Here is a 20,346-nt window from a genome sequence, read left to right as displayed (position 1 = left end):
TCATCACAGCCATCAACTGGTCCGACACGGCAACTCCGCTTCGCCGACGACAGTGTGCTCCGCCAATAGCTCGTTCTCGCTGACCTGTCGGTGGGCGCGGATGATTCCGGCGGCCGCCGCGATCAGGATCAGGGCGACTTCCAGGGCGCCGTACGCGACGGCTGTCGGTTCGAGGCCGAAGCGTTCGGCGGCGAGTCCGGCAGCCAGTGCGGGCATGCTGAAGGCGAGGTAGCTGACGATGTACATGGTCGCGAACACCTCCCCGCGCCGGCTGTCCGGCGCGGCCTCGCCGAGTGCGTGGACGGCGAAGCGGAATGCCGCGCCGAAGCCCAGTCCGGCGATTGCCGAACCGGCCACGTAGAGCGGCAACGTGGTCAGCAGCATCGCCACGATCGTGATCAGAACGCCGAGCGCGAGTGTTCCGTACCCGAGCCACTCGCGCCAACGCGTCGGCGAGACTGACGAGACCACGGTGCCGGCCGCCCCGGCGGCGAAGAACACTCCGAGCACGATGCCGACGACGAAATGACTGTGCACCTCGAGGACGTTGCCGAGCACGGACGACCCGAGCGACAGGTACAACCCGGCGAGCGCCCACGTCGCGGCCATCGAAGGAACCAGGGCGAAGAAGACCGGCCGCACGGCCGGCGGGAGCCCGGCGCTCGGCCGCAGCGACCGCCAGAGCGACTCCCGCGCGGCCGGCTTCGGACGGGCGCTCTCAGGGATCAGCCAGACGAGCGCTGCGAGTACCAGGTAGACCACGGCGAGGATCCAGAAGACGAGTTGGCGAGGCAGCGGCGCGAACTCCACGAGCGCACCGGCGAGGACGGCTCCGATCACGATGCCCAGGGACGGTACCGCGCTGCTGACCACCGAACCGAACCGTGGGTTCGGCGCCGAGTCCATGATCATGGCCGTCGTCGTACCGGTGGCAGCGCCGACGGCAAGACCCTGCACGATGCGCGCGACCACGAGGCCGCCGGTACCTCCGGCGATCGCAAACAGGACCATGCCCAGCGCGAGCAGCACCAGCGCTCCGGACGCGACCGGACGACGACCGACCCGGTCGGAGAGCGAGCCGACGGTCAGCAAGGCGCCGAGCAACGCGAAAACGTAGACGGCGAAGACGACCGTCAGCACGAACGCGGAGAACCCCCACAGACGCTGGTAGACGGGATAGAGCGGCGACGGCGCCGACGCGGCGGTCAGCGTCGCGGCGCCGGCCGCCCCGGCAACGACGAACGAGACTGAGCGGCTGAACACGGGAACCCTCCATCCAAAAGCAATGATCTTTGCTCTAAGGACACTAGCGCCCGGATCTTCGTAAAAGCAAACTTCTTTGCTTAGAATGGCGGCATGCTCGACCGACCGAGTCGCCCTGGAGGGCGGAGCAACCGGGTGCTGACCGCGATCTATACCGCCGTCGGCGAGCTCGTCGGTCAGGGCGCCGACAAGATCAGCTTTCCGGTCATCGCCGAGCGCGCCGGGGTCAACCCGACGACGCTCTACCGGCGCTGGCCCGATGTCAACGCACTACTCGAGGACGTCGCCATCGCAGCCCTGACGCGGGACGGCGAGTCCGTACCCGACACCGGCTCCCTCGAGCAGGACCTGACGGACTGGGCCAACATCATCGCCGGCGACATCACCCGGCCCGAGCGAGCCCGCTACCTGCGCGCGATGGTGGCGGCCCGCGTCGACCTCGTCACGAACTGCGCGGTCACCGACGCCCGCCACGAGCAGGCAGCGCAGATGACGCGGCGCGCCAGCGAACGAGGCGAGCAGACGCCGACCGTCCAGCAAATCCTCGACCACATCGTCGCGCCGCTGTACTACAACGTCATCTTCGCCCTGCCACTCGACGACGACCACCCCAGGCGCCTGGTCCGCGACGTACTCGCAATGACCCGTTGAACCCGTCCGGCACGACCCGGCGTCCCCGCGTCCCCTCACTCACCGCGTGGCCGTCAATGCTGCGAAGGGGTTACTCGCCGAAGAGTGGGGAGCCTGGGGCGGCCCAACCGTGGTAGGTGGGGTCGTCGAAGGACACTGGCAGCTTGCCGCGTGGCTGGATGACGGTGGAGAGGCCGGTGGCGTGGCCGACGGCGTACAGGTAGCCCGAGTGGGTGTTCTTGTCGACGCCGAGCAGTAGTACGCCGTACTGGCCGCAGGCGGCGACCATCAAGGACTCGAAGACCTGCCAGGTGGTACGCCGGACCAGCTTGACCACCGGGTGCATCGGCGTGGAGGTCGGGATGTGGATCGTGTACAGCGCCCCACCACGAGTAGTCGCCAGCAAGGTGTCGTACGTCGCGGTCTCGCTGATGATCGCGAACGCCTTGACGGCCGCGAACCCGGGGTACGACGTCTTGCCCTGCCAGACGCCGGACGGCGCGATGGTCCACCGGAACAGCACACCGTCGGAACGCAACCCGTAGGCACTAGTCCGGCCACGACCGGTCGTGGGGACATAGAGCGCCTCGTCGAAAGCGGTGAAATCACCCCAGCCGCCACCGACCCGGGTCAGCCGCACCGGTCCCGTTTCCGGCTCCCACCAGTTGGCCGCGTACGCCGTCGAGTACATCACCGACCCGATCACAAGGTGACCGCTCACGTCCGGCCCGGCGGCGTTGGGATCGGCCACCATCGAACCGCTCAGTCTGGTCTGGCCGGCCGGAAACGCCTGGTACTGAAGAACATGGTCCAGGATCCGCGTCGGGGGAACAGTCGCCGAGAAGTACTGCTGACGATGGTCACCGCCCGATGTCACCGAACCGGCCACCACCCCACAGGCCTCCGTCACCTGACCTTGTGATGCCGAAGCCGGCCCAGGCAGCAGCCAACTCACCAGCCCGACGCCCAGCACCACTGTCAACAGCCGAGACTTCATGTCGCACCCCCAGCGAATCGCTGACCGAATGAAGCAGAGGCCCCCAGCCTGATCGGCCCCGTCCCACCCATCCAGGGACACAGGTCCCACGACCCCGGGCCAACCGTCCTGAACACCGACCATTACCGCGTGCTCGCTCGGGCGGGTCGCCACCTGCGATTCGTGGTGCCGTGTGCAGTCCGAGATTCCCCCGGTGCGGGGCTACCGGATCAGCTGTTCAGCGGCCTTGCGGACGTGATCGGGCATGTGGTCGGTTCTCGAAGGATGAGGCCGCCCGAGGCGGTCGACCGGGCCGGGGGTAGACCTAGTTGTCGACCGGCAGTGCTGCCGTACTGGCCGTGAGTACCCGCGTCGTTGACAGCGACCGCGTGCTGGGTACCGGCGCAGATTGCCGGTGGTCAGCTCGCAGATCGTGGCCGGGTCGAACTCGGACTGCACGGTCAGCAGGGGGCCGAGGCGGCGCGGGTCGGGGTTCGGGAGTTCTGTGCGGGCAGTTTCCGGTAGGGGCAGACCTCTTGGGCGAGGTTGTAGGCAGCCAGTTCTCGGCCTGGTGTTCTAGGCGACTTCTGCGGCTGGGTGTCCCCTCACATCATTGTGTGAAGCCTCCCCGGACTGTGCTGGGGCCGGCTGAGGTTCGGGCTTGGGCGTAGTAGGTGTCGCGCTTGGGGTTGCGGGTGCCGGTGGCGTGGTTGTACTGGGCTGCGAACACATGCTGTCCGGCCGGCACGATGCGGCCCGGCATGAGGAGCCAGCGGTAGAGCAGTGCACCGCCGGTCTCCTGAACGGTGACGGTGAAGTCCTCGCTCGGCAGGGTTTGCCAGTAGCCGGTCGTCCGCACGTCGCCGGTCTGGGCGATGCGCAGTTCCACGGTGAGCGAGGTGAGCGGCTGAGTGGCCTTGAGGGTGAGGTTGTTCTGGGCCCAGTAGATGGTGCTGTGCGCGTCTATCGAGCCTTGGGACCACAGCGGTCCGTTCTGGAAGCGGCTGGTGGTCGGCGGGGTCGGGTGTGGGCTGCGCGGGGTGGTGGTCGGGGCAGGGCGGGTGGCGGTGGCGGTGCTGGTGGTGCGGGTGGTGCGGGGGGATGGCGTCGGAGTGGCGGTAGCGATCGGGTGCGGGACCGTGGGAGTCGGGGCGACAGCCGGCAGCGAAGGAGTTCCGCCGATGGCGGCTACGGCCAGACCACCGGTCGCCAGGGTGGCGGCGGCGACCAGACCGACGATCGCCGCCTGCTGCCAGGACCTCGCGATCGAAGGTGTGCGGTGCCGGACGGTGGGGTCGGCCGCGCCGCGCTCGACACGCGCCAGGATCCTTGCACGGTTGGGCTCGTGGGCCTCGGCGGCCTCTCGCAGCCGTCGGCTGATCTCCTCGTTCACCGGTTCCTCCTTCCTGCCGCGAGTTCGCCGACTGCTTCTGCGCCGAGCAGCGATTCCAGCTCGGCCATCCCCTTCGAGGTCTGGCTTTTCACCGTACCGACCGAGATGCCCAGCGCGGCGGCGGTGTCCTTCTCCGACAGGTCGAAGGCATGACGCAGGACCACACACGCCCGCTTGCGAAACGGCAGCCGGCTGAGCGCAGCCCGGACGTCCAGCACGACCGCAACGTCGGGCCCGTCCACCGGTTCCGTACCGCGTGACCAGAACAGCCCGACTCGCCGTCGCTCGCGGACCGTACTCCGGATCCATTCCCGAGCCAGATTGGCCACCACGCCGCAGGCGTAGGCGACCGGGTGTTGCGCCGCCCGCAACCGGTCCCAGCGCTGCCACAGGGCGACCAGCGCATCGGCGGCGAGGTCGTCGGCCACGTCCTTCTCACCGGTCAGGAGGTGGGCGAGACGAGCCAGTTCGGCGTGGTGGCGTTCGAAGAAGTCGTTGAACTCCTCGGACGCGTCGTCGAGGAGCATCTCCCGCGGTCGCCCTCTCCCTGCGATGTGCGCGTTAACAATCGGCTCGAGCGTAACAGCGCCCCTGATCGGCTGCCGGACGGCGATCGCCCGTGGAGGGCGGCGTCCTGACGATGGACAGGCGGCACGGTCAATGCCGGCTGAACTGGACCCGGGTCGGCTGCGCGACGTCCGGCTCGAGTGCGATCCCGTCGATGGTCAGCCGCTCGCCGTAGATGTCGGTGAGCCTGATCGCTTTGCCGCATCCGCTGCCGTCAGTGGAGAGGAAGTAGTTGTAGTCGGTGCGGTGCAGCTTCCGCCAGCCTTTGGTGGTCCGGACCTCGAGCGCGGCCACCGGGTTGCGGTGACCGATCGCCTGGATGCCGCACCAGTACTGACTGGACCCGGTCTTGTACCGGATGGAGATCTTGCCGGACGCGGCGGGGCTCAGCAGCGTCCAGGTGATCGGGAGCCGGCCGACGGAGAGTTTGGCGAGCCTGGCGAAGGCCTGCTGGCTGAGGTCGATTTGCCCTGGGGCGCAGGGCAACGGGCACTCGTTGACGATCCGTACCGTGATGGAGGCCCCGTTGGCGGCGCGGACCAGTACGTACGCCCCGCATGCCTTGGCCGACTCGTAGTCGGTGTGGTTCATCGCCGCGATCATCATGTCGCCGGACGGGCCGAACAGGCAGGCACCGTTACCGTCGCCTGCCTCGTAGGCGGTCGCCACGCCGTGGTACCGGACGGCGGGCTTGATCCGTCCCGCCAAGGATCCCGAGGTTCCCGAGGACGCTGTACGCGGGGTGCTGGATGAGACGCCCGGGCTACGAGTAGCTGCTGGCGAAGTGCTGGAGGTCGGGCGGGGGCTGCGAGTGGAAGCCGGAGGCTTGCGCACGGTCGAGGACGACGGAGGAGGCTTGCGCGCGGTCGAGGACGACGGAGTATGGCGCGACGGCGGCAGGCTCGCGGCGGGCGGCCGCGTCGGTGCGGTGGTGGCGTCGGCCGTCGCGTCCGCAGAGCCGGAATCGGGTGGCACGCCGGCCTCGGCAGCCGCAACGGACGCGTCAGCGGTACTGCTCGGGGTAGCTCTTCCCCTGGTGAGGAACGCAGCGGCCAGGCAGACCACTAGGCCGACAGCCAGCAGGGCCAGCGGAATGCCGACGGCCCGCCGGCGCTTTTTCGGCAGTTGCGCCCCACCGTGCTTCGTTGTCCTCATCTATCCATCCGTTCGGTTGATCGAATCGCCGTCCACCTCCCAGTTGCCGCCGGAGGCGAAAAGGTTGCCGCCTGTCGAAGAGTTGATGTGAGCGCTAACATGCAGTGGGTCGAGAGTCTGGAGCCACAGATGAGCGTTCAGGAATCACCGATCGGTACCCAGGGGCCGGTCGTGCCGCGGAAGGCCGCACGGTTGACTCCGTTGGCATTGAGCGGGGTGCGGCTCGACCCTGCGTCGTTGCTGGGTGGCTGGCAGGAGGTCAACGCCGCGGCCACCATTCCGCACTGCGTGGAGAACATCGAGCGCACGGGTGTCATCGAGAACTTCCGTCGGCTGGTCGGCGTACCAGGCGCTCCTGAGGGCAGCTTCAGAGGGATGTGGTTCGCCGACTCGGATCTCTACAAGACGCTCGAGGCGATAGGCTGGGAGATGGCGCGGACCGGTACCGGCCGGTGGGCCGGATTGCTGTCCGAGATGGCCGAGCTGCTGGAGCAGGTGCAGACCTCGGACGGCTACCTCAACACTCGTGTGCAGGGGATGCCGGACCAGGAGCCGTTCAGTCAGCTCGAGCACAGCCACGAGCTCTACTGCGCCGGTCATCTCATCCAGGCTGCCGTAGCGATCCACCGTGGTGGTGGCGATCCGCGCTTCCTCGCGATCGCCCGGAGATTCGCCGACCTGATCGCCCGCACCTTTACTGCCGACGCCGGCCCGCGGATCGATGGGCACCCGGAGGTGGAGACAGCGCTGGTCGAGCTCTACCGCGAGACCGGCGAGGAGTCCTATCTCCGGGCGGCCGAGCTGCAGATCGAACGACGTGGGCACGGCGCACTGCCGCCCGGGCACTTCGGATCCCAGTACTACCAGGATCACCTGCCGGTGCGGGCCGCCACCGAGGCCACCGGGCACTCGGTGCGGCAGCTCTATCTGGCCGCCGGCGTCACCGATCTGCAGTTGGAGAACGGTGACGAGACACTGCTGCACGCGATGACGCAGCTCTGGGACAGCGCCTTCGGTACGAAGATGTACATCACCGGAGGACATGGCTCGAGACATCGGGACGAGGCGTACGGCGATCCGTTCGAGCTACCTCCTGACCGCGCCTACGCCGAGACCTGCGCCTCGATCGCAGCCCTGCAGTGGTCCTGGCGAATGCTTCTGGCAACGGGACGGGCACGGTACGCCGAGGAGATGGAGCGTGCGCTGCTCAATGCCGTCGCGGCTGCGATGACAGCCGACGGCAACTCCTTCTTCTACTCCAATCCGTTGCAGTTGCGCACCGGACACGACGGCTCCCACGAGGATGCGCCCAGCGAGCGGCTGCCGTGGTACGAGTGCGCCTGCTGTCCGCCCAATCTCGCCCGCCTGCTCGCCTCCCTGCACGGCTACGCCGCCACCTCGGACGCCTCCGGGCTCCAGTTGCATCTCCTCACGGCAGGGTCGTTCACGGCGGACACCCTGACCGCGGTGGTCGAAACCGGTTATCCGTGGAGCGGCGAGGTACTGGTGACCATCCGCGGCCGAGGGGAGCTCGCAGTCCGCATCCCCGCCTGGGCCACGGGCGCGACCGCTGCCGCGACGGGCGCGGAGATCCTGGCGGAGCCGACACCGGGCGACTACCTGCGAGCGTCGTGCGAGGACGGCGCGACCGTGCGGATCACCTTGCCGATGAAGCCGCGCCTCATCCGCGCGGACCGGCGTGTCGATGCCGTCCGCGGGTGTGTGGCCATCGAGCGCGGACCGATCGTGTACTGCGTCGAGCAGGCAGACCTTCCCGACGGCATCACGGTCGAGCAACTGGCGCTGGACCAGTCAGGCGCCATTCTCGAAGAGGTACCGCAGCACGGCGCCGCTCCCGTCCACCTCCGGTTGCCCGCGGTCGCCACGCCCCTCGACACGACTCTCTACCAGCCATACCCGCCGGCCTCGACCGCCAGTACTCCGGTCATCGTCACCGCGATTCCCTACTACACCTGGGCAAACCGCGAGCCCGGCGCCATGCGCGTCTGGCTCCCCCTGGCCTGACCGAGCACGGCGGCAATGACCTCCTGGCTCTTGACGGCCCAGACTCCTGCCCCGATAGTCGAAGCGCTTCGACACTTCTCCGAAAGGGAACCGCCATGACCTATCGGCATCGATTCGGGGGCGCTCTCCTGGCCCTGCTGCTCGTCCCCGCGGTCTTGGTGGGGCAGCCCGCGCGGGCCGAGCCCGTGCCGGAGTTCCGCAATCCCGGCCTGCCGTTGCAGGTCCGGCTGAACGACCTGACCAGCCGTCTGACGCTGGACGAGAAGGTCTCGCTGCTGCACCAGTACCAGCCCGCGATCCCGCGACTGGGCATCGCCTCCTTCAAGACCGGCACGGAGGCGCTGCACGGCGTTGCCTGGCTGGGTGAGGCGACCGTCTTCCCCCAGGCCGTTGGACTCGGCAGTACCTGGGACCCGGCCTTGATCAAGCGGGTCGGTTCAGCCGTCGGAGACGAGGCGCGGGCGTTCAACCGGATCGACCCGGCGAAGAACGGGCTGAACCTGTGGGCGCCGGTGGTGAACCTGTTGCGTGACCCCAGGTGGGGCCGCAACGAGGAGGGCTACGCCGAAGACCCGTTGCTGACGAGTGAGATCGCGACGGCGTACGGGCACGGTCTGCAGGGCGACGACCCGCGCTACCTCAAGACAGCTCCGACCCTGAAGCACTTCGCCTCCTACAACGTCGAGACCGATCGTGCCGTCGTGTCAGCGAGCGTCCGGCCCCGGGTACTGCGTGAGTACGAGTACAAGGCCTTCCAGCCGGCCCTTGCCGCGAAGGCGGCTACCGGCGTGATGGCGTCGTACAACCTGCTGAACGGCAGGCCGACGCACGTGTCGCCCGAACTCGGCGAGACGGTGCGCTCCTGGTCGGCCGATGATCTGATGATCGTCGGGGACGCCTCGGGCGCGGGCAACGTCAGTGGCATCCAGCAGTACTACCCCACGGCCGCCGAGGGTGCTGCCGCAGCGATCAAGGCGGGCCTGGACAGCTTCACCGAGAACGACAGCAACAGCGGCCCGACCGTCGCCGCGGTGAAGGAAGCGCTGGCGAAGGGTCTGCTCACCGAAGCGGACATCGACAAGCCGGTCAGGCACCTGCTGTCGATCCGCTTCCGGCTGGGCGAGTTCGACCCGGCCGGGCTGAACCCGTACGAGCAGATCGGGCCGGACAGCATCGACAGCCCGGCCCATCGGGAACTGGCCCGTGAAGCGGCACGCGAGCAACTCGTCCTCTTGGAGAACAAGCACCACGCACTGCCGCTCGATGCCACCCGGACCAACGACGTCGCGGTGATCGGTCCGTTGGCCGACACCCTGTACGAGGACTGGTACTCGGGCACGATGCCGTACCGGATCACCCCCCGGGCCGGTATCGCCGAGCGTCTCGGCGCGGGCGGCACGGTCACGGCGACCGAGGGCGTGGACCGGATCGCGCTCCGTTCCATTGCCACCGGCAAGTATGTGACCGCCCCGGCCGGCGCCACGGGTGGCGCGCTGGCCGCCGACGCGGCGACGGCGGGCGCGGCTCAGTCGCTGGACGTCTTCGACTGGGGCGGCGGCAAGCTCGCCTTGCGCTCGGCCGCCAACGGCAAGTTCGTCTCGCGCAGTGGCAACGGGCTGGTGAACGACCAGGACAAACCCAACGGCTGGTTCGTCCAGCAGCAGTTCGGCCTGGAACAACTTGCTAACGGCAACTACGTGCTGCGGTACCGCGGCAACGAGGTCAAGGAGCCGTGGAACGGACCGAACCAGTACATCGTGCTGACCGGCGACGGGAAGCTGGCCATCGGCGCGGCCACCGCGGACACGGCAGCCCAGTTCTCGCGAGAGGTTCTCATCAGCGGTACGGCGGCAGCCGTAGCGGCCGCGGAGAAGGCGGACACGGCGGTCGTCGTGGTCGGCAGTGATCCGTTCATCAACGGTCGCGAGGACAACGACCGGCAGGGTACCGCTCTGGCCGCCGGCCAGCAGGCGATCGTGAAGGCCGTCACCGCTGCCAATCCCAACACCATCGTGGTGCTGGAGAGCAGCTACCCGTTGACGGGGAACTGGTCGCAGGCGAAGGCGGTCCTGTGGACGTCGCATGCAGGCCAGGAGACCGGCCGGGCGCTTGCGGACGTACTGTTCGGCGACTACTCGCCGTCGGGGCGGCTCCCGCAGACGTGGTACCGCACGGACAAGGAACTGCCGGATCCGCTGGACTTCGACGTGATCAAGGCCGGCTGGACCTATCAGTACCACCGCGCGCGTCCGCTCTACCCCTTCGGCCACGGCCTGACCTATGGCACCTTCCGCTACTCAGGACTGCGGGTCGGCTCCCCCGTCCTCGCGCCGAACGGGCTGCTCGACGTCAGCGTCGACGTGACCAACACCAGCCGGACCGCGAGCGACGAGGTCGTCCAGCTGTACACCGCTCAACGCACCTCGCGGGTGGCCCAGCCGGTCAGGACGCTTCGCGGGTTCCAGCGACTGGCCTTCGCCCCCGGGCAACGTCGTACCGTCTCCTTCGCGGTGAAAGCGAAAGACCTGGCGTTCTGGGACGTGACCCGGAACAAGTGGGTGGTCGAGTCGGCCGTCCAGGACGTGCAAGTGGGCAGTTCGTCGGCCGACATCAGGGCCCGTACGTCGGTAGCGGTCCGTGGTGAGGTGATCCCGGCCCGGGACCTCAGCAGGCGGACAGCGGCCACGGATTTCGACGACTACTCGGGGATCGAGCTCATCGATGCCGCCAAGGTGCGCGGCGACGCAGTCGGCAAGACGGCGACGGGCGACTGGATCTCCTTCCAGGATGTCCAGCTGGGCCGTGGCGCGACCCGGTTGGAAGCCACCGTCTCGCGAGCTCCGGCAGGAACCGCCAACGTGGAGATCCACCTCGACAGCCCGGCCGGACCGCTCGCAGGCACACTCACCAGCCCTGTCACCGGCGACCGCTACACCTGGGCCGCGACCACGAGCCGGCTCGACCCACGACTGGCCCACGGCGTCCGCGACGTCTACCTGGTCTTCACCGGAGCCGGCACGAACATCCGCGACCTGACCATCAGCTAGGTCATTGCGCGGGCGCTTCGCCGATGACGCCGGGAGGGAGCCTCGGCGTCATCGGCGGAGCGGCCTCACCTTCCGACCGATCGCATCCACGAACGGAGCTTCATGACGTTTCATTGGCAGACTGCCGACCTGACGCTGACCTTCTGCTTCGACGACGGCCCGGTCCGGCTGGATTCGATCCGGCCGCGTGACGAGCCGGGCGACGGCTCCGGGACGACGGATCAGCCTCTGGTGGAGGTGTCGGCGCTCGGCCACGGGCGCTCACCGAGCACGTTCCGGCACGTCGAGACGACGATCGGGAAGCGGCTGCGGTACCAACGGCACGAGCAGAGCGCGGATATGCTCCGGATCGTCCAGCACGACGACGTGACCGGGCTCGAAGTCATTAGCTGTTTCAGGGCGCTGGCAGGCGTTCAGACCTGGACCGAGGCGACGCTCACGGGTGCCGGGCGGCTCGAACTGGACTTCCTGTCATCGGCGGTGATCGGTCTCGGCTCGGTGGACTTCGACCTGCTGGCCGGGGACAACGACTGGATGGCGGAGAGCCGCTGGAGCCGCTCGCCGCTGCGCAGTACCGGCTTGCCCGACATCCGGACCGCGGTGCATCGTCCACCGCCGCGCACGCGCCGGGCCGTCACCTGCAACGGCTCGTGGTCGACCGGTGAGCGACTGCCGACCGGGGTGCTCCTGGCACACGACGAGCCGTACTCGCTCGGCTGGCAGATCGAGCACAACGGGCCCTGGCACTACGAGGTCGGCGAGACGCGGCAGGGTGGATACCTGTTGCTCAGCGGTCCCACCGACGCCGAACACCAGTGGACCACCTCGATCAGCGCCGACGACTCGTTCAGCACAGTGCCCGTGTCGCTGGTCGCCGGCCACGGACACGACGACGCCTTCGCGGCCCTGACCCGCCAGCGCCGCGCACTGCGCCGGCGCCGCCCGGTCGACGACCGGCTGCCGGTGGTGTTCAACGACTACATGAACACCTTGATGGGCGATCCGACCACGGCCAAGCTGCTGCCGCTGATCGACGCCGCCGCGGACGCCGGCGCGGACTACTTCTGCATCGATGCCGGCTGGTACGCCGAGGGCGACTGGTGGAGTACGGTCGGCGCCTGGCAACCGTCGGCGACCCGCTTCCCGAACGGTCTCGGCGAGGTGATCGACCGGATCCGCGACCGTGGCATGGTGCCCGGACTGTGGCTCGAACCCGAGGTGATCGGTGTCGACTCGCCGCTGGCCCGGGAACTGCCCGACGAGGCGTTTATCAGCAGGCGTGGGGTCCGGTACGCCGAGAGCGGCCGGTATCTGCTCGACCTGCGCAGCGCGGCGGCCCGCGACCATCTCGACAGCACCGTCGACCGGCTGGTCGCGGAGTACGGGATCGGATTCTTCAAGCTGGACTACAACACGATGACCGGTCCGGGCTCCGACCTCGGCGGGAAGTCACCCGGACAGGGGCTGCTCGAGCACAACCGGGCGCACCTCGACTGGCTGGACGGCGTACAGGCGCGTCACCCGGAACTGTTGCTGGAGAACTGCGGGTCGGGTGCGCTGCGGATGGACTACGCGCTGCTGTCCAGGCTGCACCTGCAATCGACCTCGGACCAGCAGGATCCGTTGCTCTATGCCCCGATCGCAGCAGCCGCGGCCGCGTCGGTCCTTCCCGAACAGGCCGGCCATTGGGCCTACCCGGAGACCGGCACGTCGACGGAGAGATTCACTCTCAGCCTGGTGAACGGAATCCTCGGCCGGATGTACCTGTCGGGCTACCTGAACCGGATGACGACGGACGAGCTCGACCTGGTCCGGGCCGCGGTTTCGGCGCATCGGCAGGTACTGGCGCAGATCGAGGAGCTGACGCCGTTCTGGCCGCTGGGCCTGCCCGGCTGGACCGACGAGTGGGTCGCCTTCGGCCTGGCGGGTGCCACCTCGTCGTACTTGACGCTGTGGCACCGTGCCGCCACTCCTGGCCGGCTCGACCTCCCCCTCGGTGGGCTGACCGTCGAGAGCTTCTTCCCGGCCCAGCCCGGTGACTGGACCTACACCAGCACCGGCCAGATGCTGACCGTCACCACCTCGTCCTGCGAACCTTCCGCCCGCGTCATCGAACTCGGTGCCGTCATCCGCGGGGAAGAGGGTCGCGGATGACAGAATTCAGCCGGGGCGACGATCGGAGAGGTGAACGTGGTGAAGGGTTCGGACGTCGGGCACCAGCCGGTGGCGTCGTCGGCCCGGCGGCATCCGAGCCTGGCTGATGTCGCCGTGCTCGCGGGGGTGTCCCACATGACGGTGTCCCGGGTGATCAACGACAGCGGCGTCGTCCGGCCGGCGACGCGTGAGCGGGTGCTGGCCGCGATCGAGAGCATCGGGTACCGGCCGAACACCGCCGCCAGAGCCCTGGTCACCGGGCGGACGGGCACGCTCGGGGTGGTGACCCTGGACTCCACCCTGTACGGACCGGCCAGCACGCTCTACGGCGTGGAGCGCGCGGCGCGGGATGCCGGTTTCGCGATCACCGTGGCGAGCATCAGCCGGCCGGGTGGCCAGGCGATCGCCGAAGCAGTCGAGTCGTTGCAGCGCCAGGCGGTCGAAGGCATCGTCGTGATCGCCCCACACGTCGCAACGGCCAAGGCACTGGAGTTCGCGCCGCACGGCGTGCCGCTCGTCGCGGTCGGCGGCGCGGCTTCACCGGTGCCGGCCGTCTCGGTCGACCAGTACGACGGCGCCCGCCTCGCGACGGAGCACTTGCTGTCGCTCGGTCACAAGACGGTCTGGCATGTCGGCGGGCCGGCGGACTGGCTCGAGGCGGCCGAACGCGAGCGCGGCTGGCGGGAAACGCTCAAGGCCCACGGCGTCCGCCGGCCCCGGCTGACCCGGGGCGACTGGAGCCCGCGCTCGGGGTACCAGGCCGGTAAGGCGCTGGCCGGCGAATCCAGCCTGGGGGCCGTGTTCGTCGCCAACGACCAGATGGCTCTCGGCCTGCTGCGGGCGTTCACCGAGGCCGGAATCTCGGTGCCCGGCGACGTCCAGCTCGTCGGGTTCGACGACATCCCGGAGGCCGAGTTCTTCAACCCGCCGCTGACCACCGTGCGGCAGGACTTCGACGAGGTCGGCCGGCGGACCTTCCACCTGCTGTCCGAGCAGATGAACGGCGGCCGGCCGGGCAGTGAGCAGATCCCCGCCAGGTTGATCGTGCGCGAGAGCTCCGGCGCTGCCTGATCGCCGTCAGGTCTGCCTTCTGGTCAACAGGCGCTGGATCACCACGAAGATCAGCAGCAGCACTCCGATGGAGATCTTCGTCCACCAGGAACTCAGCGTGCCGTCGAACGAGATGAAGGTCTGGATGGTGCCGAGCAGCAGGACCCCGGCCATCGTGCCCAGCACCAGGCCCCGGCCGCCAGTCAGCAGCGTCCCACCGATCACCACCGCCGCGATCGCGTCGAGCTCCATCCCGACGGCGTGCAGGCTGTACCCCGACAGGGTGTAGGCCGCGAAGAGCAGCCCGGCCAGCGCCGAGCACAGGCCGCTGATCGTGTACACGCCGACCTTGACCAGAGCGACCCGCAACCCCATCAGATGCGCGGAGCTCTCGCTGCCACCGACGGCATAGACCGTGCGCCCGAAGCGGGTCAGGTGCAGCACCCACGCGCCGATCGCGAAGACCACCAGGGCCACCACGACGCTCGGGGTGACGTGGTACCCGCCGGGCAGCGGGACGGTTCCCTGAGCGAATCTGGTCAGACCGGGATCGCGGATCGGGATCGACTCGACGCTGATCAGGTAGCACAGCCCACGAGCCAGGAACATCCCGGCCAGGGTCGCGATGAACGGCTGCACATCGAAGTAGTGGATGACCAGGCCCATCAACGTACCCAGCAGCGTCCCGGCCACCAGGACGGCGATGACGGTGGCTGCCACCGGCCAGCCCGCCTCCAGCGTCGACGCCGCGATCATCGTCGACAAGGCGACCACCGAGCCGACGCTCAGATCGATGCCGCCGGCAAGGATCACGAACGTCATCCCGACCCCCAGCACCAGCAGGAAGGCGTTGTCGACGAACAGGTTCAGGATCACCTGAGGATCCGCGAAACCCTGGTAGCGCAGCGACCCGGCGCCGAAGATCCCGATCAGCAGCGCGACAGCCGCCGTGACCGGCAGATAACGGCGGGGCGGACTGTACCGACGGATCCGGGCCGCCACCGCGGGCGACAGGGCCGGCGCGCTCATGCTGTTTCCGTCCGTACGGTGGGGGTGGCCCGGCGAGGCCGGCGGCTGCGCAGCGCCGCCCGCGCCTTCGGCGACTGTAAGAGGCAGACCACGATCACGACGACCGCCTTGAAGAGATAGTTGGCCTCGGCCGGGATCCCGATGGTCGGGATCGTGGTGGCCAGGGTCTGAATGAACATCGCGCCGACCAGCGTCCCGGTCAGGGAGAACTTTCCGCCGGCCAGCGAGGTGCCGCCGATCACGACGGCCAGGATCGCGTCCAGCTCGATCCACAGGCCGGCGTTGTTCGCGTCCGCCGCGCTCGTGTTCGACGCGATCATCAGCCCGGCGACGCCGGCACAGAAGGCGCTGAACACGTAGACGGTCCAGGTGATCGTCCGGGCGCGGATCCCGGCCAGCCGACTCGCTTCCGGGTTGATGCCGACCGACTCGATCAGCAGGCCCAGCGCGGTCCGCCGGGCCAGTACGGCCGTCAGCGCGAAGACCGCGAGGGCGATCAGGATCGCCACCGGCAGGGTCGCGACGAAGCCGGCCCCGATCACCTTGAACCCGGGGCTCACGACTGTGGTGATCTGGCCGTCCGTGATCAGCATGGCCAGTCCGCGGCCGGCCGTCATCAGCACCAGGGTGGCGATGATCGGCTGGATGCCGATCACCGAGACCAGGAAGCCGTTCCACAGGCCGAGCAGCAGGCAGACGCCGACCGCGATCGCGACCGCGGTGAGCAGTGTCGAGGTCGCCGCCTGCTGCGGTGAGCCGGCGATGTGCACGCAGGCGGCGGCGCCCGCGATCGCGGCCACCGCACCTACCGAGAGGTCGATCCCCCGGGTGGCGATCACCAGCGTCATGCCCAGCGCCACCAGGAGCACCGGAGCGCTGTTGCGGAGGATGTCGATCAGGCTGCCGTACAGATGACCGTCCTGGATCCGTACCGACAGGAACGCCGGGGTCACCACCGCGTTCAGAGCCAGCAGCAGTACCAGGGCGAGGACCGGCCAGAACAGTGGCCGGCGGACGAGGTCACGCATCGGGATTCCCTTCGGCTGCCGGACCGCCGGCCGCGATGAGCTCGAGGATCGCGGCCACCGTGACGGTGTCGTCGTTGGGCCGGTCCGCGATCTTCGCCCGGTCCCGCATCACCAGCACCCGGTGGCTCAGCCGGAGCACCTCTTCGAGTTCGGCGGAGATGAAGACGACGGACAGGCCGTCCGCGGCCAGCTTCGCGACGAGTTGCTGGATCTGTGTCTTGGCGCCGATGTCGATCCCACGGGTCGGCTCGTCCAGGATCAGCAGCTCCGGCTCGGTGATCAGCCAGCGGGCCAGCAGGACCTTCTGCTGGTTGCCACCCGACAGGTTGCGCATCAGCGCGGCTGGGTCGGGCGGCCGGATGTCCAGGGCCTTGATGTATTCGGCGACCAGCCGCTCGCGGGTCCGGACCGGTATCGGCCGGAGCCAGCCCCGGGAAGCCTGCAGGGTGAGCAGCAGGTTGTCCGCGACGGTCAGATCCTCCACCACGCCTTCCGCGCGACGGTCCTCGCTGGAGAACGCGATCCTGGCGCCGATGGCGTTCCGCGGCGTACGGAACCTTCGCCGCGTACCGCGTACGTCGATCGAGCCGGTGTCCGCGGTGTCGGCCCCGAAGAGCAGCCTGGCGAGTTCGGTTCGTCCCGACCCCAGCAGACCGGCGATACCGATCACCTGACCGTCGTAGATCTCCAGGTCGACGGCTTGCAGGCTGCCGCGGCGACTCAGGCCCAGTACCTTCACCAGCGGTACCCGGTCTTGCGGCACGTCGGCCGCCGCGTGCTGTTCGAGCTTGTCCAGCGTCTCCAGTTCGCGACCGATCATGGCCTCGACCAGCTCCAGCTGGCTGACGCTCCCGGTCGGGTACTCCCCCACCAGCTTGCCGTTGCGCAGAACGGTCATCCGGTCGGAGATCTCGAACACCTGGTCCAGGAAGTGCGAGACGAACAGGATCGCCACGCCCTGGCCGCGCAGCGTCCGCATCACCGCGAACAACTTCGCCACCTCGTCCGCGTCGAGACTCGAGGTGGGCTCGTCGAGGATCAGCACCCGCGCGTCGAGGTCGAGCGCCCGCCCGATCGCGACCAGCTGCTGGATCGCGATCGGGTGGTCGGCCAGCGTCGACCCCGGATCGATCGCCAGGCCGAGACGGTCCAGGATCGACCCTGCGCGGGCCTTCATCGCCAAGCCGTCGATCCGGCCGAACCGCCGCGGTTCGCGGCCGAGCAGCATGTTCTCCGCGACGGTCAGATTCGTGCACAGGTTGACCTCCTGGTACACGGTGCTGATCCCGGCGGCCTGCGAGTCGGCCGGTGAGCCGAACAGATGCTCCGCGCCGGCCACCGCCACGGTGCCCTCGTCGATCGCGTAGACGCCGGTCAAGGCCTTGATCAGGGTCGACTTGCCTGCTCCGTTCTCACCCATCAGGGCGTGAATCTCACCGGGGAGCAGCCGGAAGTCGACCTGCTGGAGCGCTTTGACACCGGGGAAGCCGATGCTGATCCCGCGCATCTCGACCACCGGCGGGGTGAGCGCCGTCGATGGGGCGGGAGTGATCGCCTGGGTCATCGCGGGATCAGTACTGCCGTGCGGACAGCGCCGTCTTGGCGGCTGCCTGGTCGAAGACCGTCTCCTCGGTCAGTACCCGCGCCGGGACCTCCTCGCCGGCCACGACCTTCTTCGCCAGCCCCATCAGTTGCGGGCCGAGCAGCGGGTTGCACTCGACGATGTAGTTGATCTTCCCGTCGGCCAGCGCGGTCATCCCGTCCTTCACCGCGTCGATGGTGATGATCTGGACGTCCTTGCCCGGCTTGAGACCGGCGGCCTCGATCGCCTCGATGGCGCCCAGGCCCATGTCGTCGTTGTGCGCGAACACCACGTCGATGTCCTTCTGCGACTTCAGGAACGACTCCATCACCTTCTTGCCGCCGTCGCGGGTGAAGTCACCGGTCTGCGAGGCGGCGATGGCGATCTTCGGATTCGCCTTCATCGCCTCCTCGAAGCCCTCCTTGCGGTCGATGGCCGGCGCGGCGCCGGTCGTACCCTGCAGCTCCACCACCTTGATCGAGCCGTCGTGGTTCACGTCCGCGGCGTCGCCCTGCTTCACCAGCCACTCGCCGGCCTTCTTGCCTTCCACCACGAAGTCGGAGCCGAGGAAGCTCTTGTAGAGCGTGGTGTCCTTGGAGTCGACCGCGCGGTCGGTCAGGATGACCGGGATGTTGGCGCGCTTGGCCTCCATCAGCACGGTGTCCCAGCCGGTCTCGACCACCGGACTGAAGGCGATCACGTCCACCTTCTGCTGGATGAACGACCTGATCGACTTGATCTGGTTCTCCTGCTTCTGCTGCGCGTCGGAGAACTTCAGCTCGATCCCCGCGGTCTTGGCCGCCTCCTGGACCGACTTCGTGTTCGCCGTCCGCCAGCCGCTCTCGGCGCCGACCTGGGCGAAGCCCATCGTGATGCTGTCGCTCGCCGCCTTCGACTCGGGTTTGTCGTCCCCGCAGCCCACCAGGCCCCCGACGAGCACCAGCCCCGTCGCCACGGCCATCAGTCTCTTCATCACGGCAGTTCCTCCATCCAGCGCTGTTTGCGCTGAATGTTAGCGCTAACGTCCCGTGCGTCAACAGTTCCCGACGCTGAATTGTTAGCGCACACATTTATCGGCCGAGGTCTTGCCGGGAGTTTTTCTGACGGTTAGCTTAACCACCACTCAAACCCCAAGGAGGACTGTGCGATGGCGATCGACAGGACGCGTCTGACGCGTCGCGGTTTTCTCGGCCTGGGCGCGGCCGCCGGCGTGATCACCCTCACCGCCTGCGGTTCGGACAGCGACAAGGCCTCGGGCAGCTCCACCGCCGCCGACCTGGTGATGACGGTGTGGGGCGGCGAGAACGACAAGACGACGTACCAGCAGCGGATCGACCTGCTGGTCAAGAAGTACCCCGAGCTGAAGGTCAAGCTGCAGCTGATCCCGAACGACGGGTACGCGCAGAAGGTGCAGACGATGATTGCCGGCGGCAAGGGCCCGGACATCATGCAGGTGGCCGAGAGCGTCAACGTCTACTCGAGCAAGAACCAGATCCAGCCGCTGGACGAGCTGGCCAAGAAGGCCGGGCTCGACCTGGAGAAGCGGTTCGGGTCGATCGGCAAGCTGTACTCGTACCAGGACAAGGTCTATGCGATCCCGGACCGGTCCGGCGCGATGATCGTGTACTACAACAAGGGTCTGTTCGATGCCAAGGGCATCAAAGCCCCGACGGCCGACTGGACCTGGGACGAGACCCTGGCCGCGTTCAAGGAGCTGACCGTCCCCGGCAAGCAGTGGGGCTACTCCGGCGGCGGCTGGTGGGCCCAGTGGTGGAGCTTCGTCTACCAGAACGGCGGCAAGATCATCGACGACTCGGGCAAGCCGTCGGTGGCCACCGACGAGGTGATCGACGCGCTGCAGTGGACCGGCGACCTGGTCTTCAAGCACGGCGTCGTCCCAACCAAGAAGCAGTACGCCGACATGGGCGCGGACGTCGGCGGCGACGGCGCGTTCGCGAACGGCAAGGTCGCGGTCAACACCACCGGGTTCTGGGGGATCAGCGGCCTGACGAAGAGCAAGATCGAGTGGGACATCGCGCCGCTGTGGCGGGGCAAGGACCAGGCGGTGACCGCGTTCGGCAGCGGGCTGGCCATCTCCCGGACGGCGAAGAACCCCGACGCCGCGTTCAAGGCGATCGACTTCCTCACCTCGGCCGAGGCGCAGCAGAAGATCATCGCCACCGGGCAGGACGTGCCGGCCAGCCTCGAGGTGCAGAAGAGCGACGCGTTCCTCAAACCGGCCTGGATGACCAAGCCGGTGAACATGGACGTCTTCGCCGAGTCCAGCGCGTTCGTCTACCGGGCGCCTTTCATCCCTGCCTGGAACGAGATGCAGAAGGCGTTCGACGACGGGCTGGCCGACTTCTGGCTGGGCAAGAAGGACGCCCGGACCTCGCTGACCGCGATCCAGCAGCGGCTCGAGTCCATCATCAAGCCCGCGGGCTAGG

15 protein-coding genes are annotated in these 20,346 nt (G+C 68.3%); 6 read left to right on the top strand and 9 right to left on the bottom strand.

Features of this window, described 5'->3' with window-relative positions; genetic code table 11:
• Positions 1 to 12 precede the first annotated feature (12 nt).
• Positions 13 to 1,263, bottom strand: a complete 1,251-nt coding sequence (locus ABD116_RS23995; RefSeq protein WP_343974343.1) for an MFS transporter — start codon at positions 1,261 to 1,263, stop codon at positions 13 to 15.
• Between the two features lie 93 nt (positions 1,264 to 1,356).
• On the opposite strand from ABD116_RS23995, the gene ABD116_RS23990 reads away from it, so the two are divergent.
• Positions 1,357 to 1,914: a TetR/AcrR family transcriptional regulator gene (locus ABD116_RS23990; RefSeq protein WP_343974340.1), complete on the top strand. Its 558-nt coding sequence runs from the start codon at positions 1,357 to 1,359 to the stop codon at positions 1,912 to 1,914.
• Positions 1,915 to 1,984: 70 nt separating this feature from the next.
• On the opposite strand, the gene ABD116_RS23985 is transcribed toward ABD116_RS23990, so the two are convergent.
• The 4 genes from ABD116_RS23985 to ABD116_RS23970 all read right to left on the bottom strand — a co-directional run bounded on the left by ABD116_RS23985 (position 1,985) and on the right by ABD116_RS23970 (position 5,984).
• Complete coding sequence (locus tag ABD116_RS23985; RefSeq protein ID WP_343974337.1) at positions 1,985 to 2,890, bottom strand: hypothetical protein; 906 nt, start codon at positions 2,888 to 2,890, stop codon at positions 1,985 to 1,987.
• A gap of 589 nt (positions 2,891 to 3,479) precedes the next feature.
• Positions 3,480 to 4,262, bottom strand: a complete 783-nt coding sequence (locus tag ABD116_RS23980; RefSeq protein WP_343974335.1) for a hypothetical protein — start codon at positions 4,260 to 4,262, stop codon at positions 3,480 to 3,482.
• On the bottom strand, positions 4,259 to 4,789 hold the full coding sequence (locus tag ABD116_RS23975; RefSeq protein WP_343974332.1) for a SigE family RNA polymerase sigma factor: 531 nt from the start codon (positions 4,787 to 4,789) through the stop codon (positions 4,259 to 4,261). The genes ABD116_RS23980 and ABD116_RS23975 overlap by 4 nt, the downstream gene beginning before the upstream one ends.
• Before the next feature lie 130 nt (positions 4,790 to 4,919).
• Positions 4,920 to 5,984: an expansin EXLX1 family cellulose-binding protein gene (locus ABD116_RS23970; RefSeq protein ID WP_343974330.1), complete on the bottom strand. Its 1,065-nt coding sequence runs from the start codon at positions 5,982 to 5,984 to the stop codon at positions 4,920 to 4,922.
• Positions 5,985 to 6,113: 129 nt separating this feature from the next.
• Between ABD116_RS23970 and ABD116_RS23965 the strand changes: the two genes are divergently transcribed.
• The 4 genes from ABD116_RS23965 to ABD116_RS23950 all read left to right on the top strand — a co-directional run bounded on the left by ABD116_RS23965 (position 6,114) and on the right by ABD116_RS23950 (position 14,281).
• Positions 6,114 to 8,009, top strand: a complete 1,896-nt coding sequence (locus ABD116_RS23965) for a glycoside hydrolase family 127 protein (RefSeq protein WP_343974327.1) — start codon at positions 6,114 to 6,116, stop codon at positions 8,007 to 8,009.
• Positions 8,010 to 8,104: 95 nt separating this feature from the next.
• Entirely contained in the window at positions 8,105 to 11,056 is a 2,952-nt protein-coding gene (locus ABD116_RS23960; RefSeq protein WP_343974324.1) for a glycoside hydrolase family 3 protein, read from the top strand.
• A 102-nt stretch (positions 11,057 to 11,158) separates the two neighbouring features.
• Positions 11,159 to 13,210, top strand: coding sequence for a glycoside hydrolase family 36 protein (locus tag ABD116_RS23955; RefSeq protein WP_343974321.1), 2,052 nt, complete (start codon positions 11,159 to 11,161; stop codon positions 13,208 to 13,210).
• 30 nt (positions 13,211 to 13,240) lie between these two features.
• On the top strand, positions 13,241 to 14,281 hold the full coding sequence (locus ABD116_RS23950) for a LacI family DNA-binding transcriptional regulator (protein WP_343974318.1): 1,041 nt from the start codon (positions 13,241 to 13,243) through the stop codon (positions 14,279 to 14,281).
• A gap of 6 nt (positions 14,282 to 14,287) precedes the next feature.
• Here the strand turns inward: ABD116_RS23950 and yjfF are convergent, their stop codons facing one another.
• From yjfF to ABD116_RS23930, 4 genes are read right to left on the bottom strand one after another with little or no spacing between them, the layout of a single operon-like run.
• Positions 14,288 to 15,289 carry a galactofuranose ABC transporter, permease protein YjfF gene (yjfF, locus tag ABD116_RS23945; protein WP_343974315.1) on the bottom strand — a complete coding sequence of 334 codons (1,002 nt, stop codon included), beginning with the start codon at positions 15,287 to 15,289 and terminating at the stop codon, positions 14,288 to 14,290.
• Entirely contained in the window at positions 15,286 to 16,317 is a 1,032-nt protein-coding gene (locus tag ABD116_RS23940) for an ABC transporter permease (protein WP_343974313.1), read from the bottom strand. Before ABD116_RS23940 ends, yjfF begins: the two co-directional genes overlap by 4 nt.
• Positions 16,310 to 17,881, bottom strand: a complete 1,572-nt coding sequence (locus ABD116_RS23935) for a sugar ABC transporter ATP-binding protein (protein WP_343974311.1) — start codon at positions 17,879 to 17,881, stop codon at positions 16,310 to 16,312. Before ABD116_RS23935 ends, ABD116_RS23940 begins: the two co-directional genes overlap by 8 nt.
• Before the next feature lie 7 nt (positions 17,882 to 17,888).
• Positions 17,889 to 18,872 carry an ABC transporter substrate-binding protein gene (locus tag ABD116_RS23930; RefSeq protein WP_343974308.1) on the bottom strand — a complete coding sequence of 328 codons (984 nt, stop codon included), beginning with the start codon at positions 18,870 to 18,872 and terminating at the stop codon, positions 17,889 to 17,891.
• Between the two features lie 174 nt (positions 18,873 to 19,046).
• On the opposite strand from ABD116_RS23930, the gene ABD116_RS23925 reads away from it, so the two are divergent.
• Positions 19,047 to 20,345, top strand: a complete 1,299-nt coding sequence (locus ABD116_RS23925) for an extracellular solute-binding protein (RefSeq protein WP_343974305.1) — start codon at positions 19,047 to 19,049, stop codon at positions 20,343 to 20,345.
• The last annotated feature ends 1 nt before the right edge of the window (position 20,346 follow it).

It is taken from the genome of Kribbella koreensis (assembly GCF_039525325.1).
GTDB classification, from domain to species: domain Bacteria; phylum Actinomycetota; class Actinomycetes; order Propionibacteriales; family Kribbellaceae; genus Kribbella; species Kribbella koreensis.
This window is presented reverse-complemented; position numbering and strand designations above follow the sequence as displayed.

What these genes read in the sequence shown, in the direction of transcription:
- ABD116_RS23990 (WP_343974340.1), top strand. Translation starts at nt 1,357, where the DNA reads ATGCTCGACCGACCGAGTCGCCCTGGAGGGCGGAGCAACCGGGTGCTG.
- ABD116_RS23985 (WP_343974337.1), bottom strand. Translation starts at nt 2,890, where the DNA reads ATGAAGTCTCGGCTGTTGACAGTGGTGCTGGGCGTCGGGCTGGTGAGT.
- ABD116_RS23975 (WP_343974332.1), bottom strand. Translation starts at nt 4,789, where the DNA reads ATGCTCCTCGACGACGCGTCCGAGGAGTTCAACGACTTCTTCGAACGC.
- ABD116_RS23970 (WP_343974330.1), bottom strand. Translation starts at nt 5,984, where the DNA reads ATGAGGACAACGAAGCACGGTGGGGCGCAACTGCCGAAAAAGCGCCGG.
- ABD116_RS23965 (WP_343974327.1), top strand. Translation starts at nt 6,114, where the DNA reads ATGAGCGTTCAGGAATCACCGATCGGTACCCAGGGGCCGGTCGTGCCG.
- ABD116_RS23960 (WP_343974324.1), top strand. Translation starts at nt 8,105, where the DNA reads ATGACCTATCGGCATCGATTCGGGGGCGCTCTCCTGGCCCTGCTGCTC.
- ABD116_RS23955 (WP_343974321.1), top strand. Translation starts at nt 11,159, where the DNA reads ATGACGTTTCATTGGCAGACTGCCGACCTGACGCTGACCTTCTGCTTC.
- yjfF (WP_343974315.1), bottom strand. Translation starts at nt 15,289, where the DNA reads ATGAGCGCGCCGGCCCTGTCGCCCGCGGTGGCGGCCCGGATCCGTCGG.
- ABD116_RS23940 (WP_343974313.1), bottom strand. Translation starts at nt 16,317, where the DNA reads ATGCGTGACCTCGTCCGCCGGCCACTGTTCTGGCCGGTCCTCGCCCTG.
- ABD116_RS23935 (WP_343974311.1), bottom strand. Translation starts at nt 17,881, where the DNA reads ATGACCCAGGCGATCACTCCCGCCCCATCGACGGCGCTCACCCCGCCG.
- ABD116_RS23930 (WP_343974308.1), bottom strand. Translation starts at nt 18,872, where the DNA reads ATGAAGAGACTGATGGCCGTGGCGACGGGGCTGGTGCTCGTCGGGGGC.
- ABD116_RS23925 (WP_343974305.1), top strand. Translation starts at nt 19,047, where the DNA reads ATGGCGATCGACAGGACGCGTCTGACGCGTCGCGGTTTTCTCGGCCTG.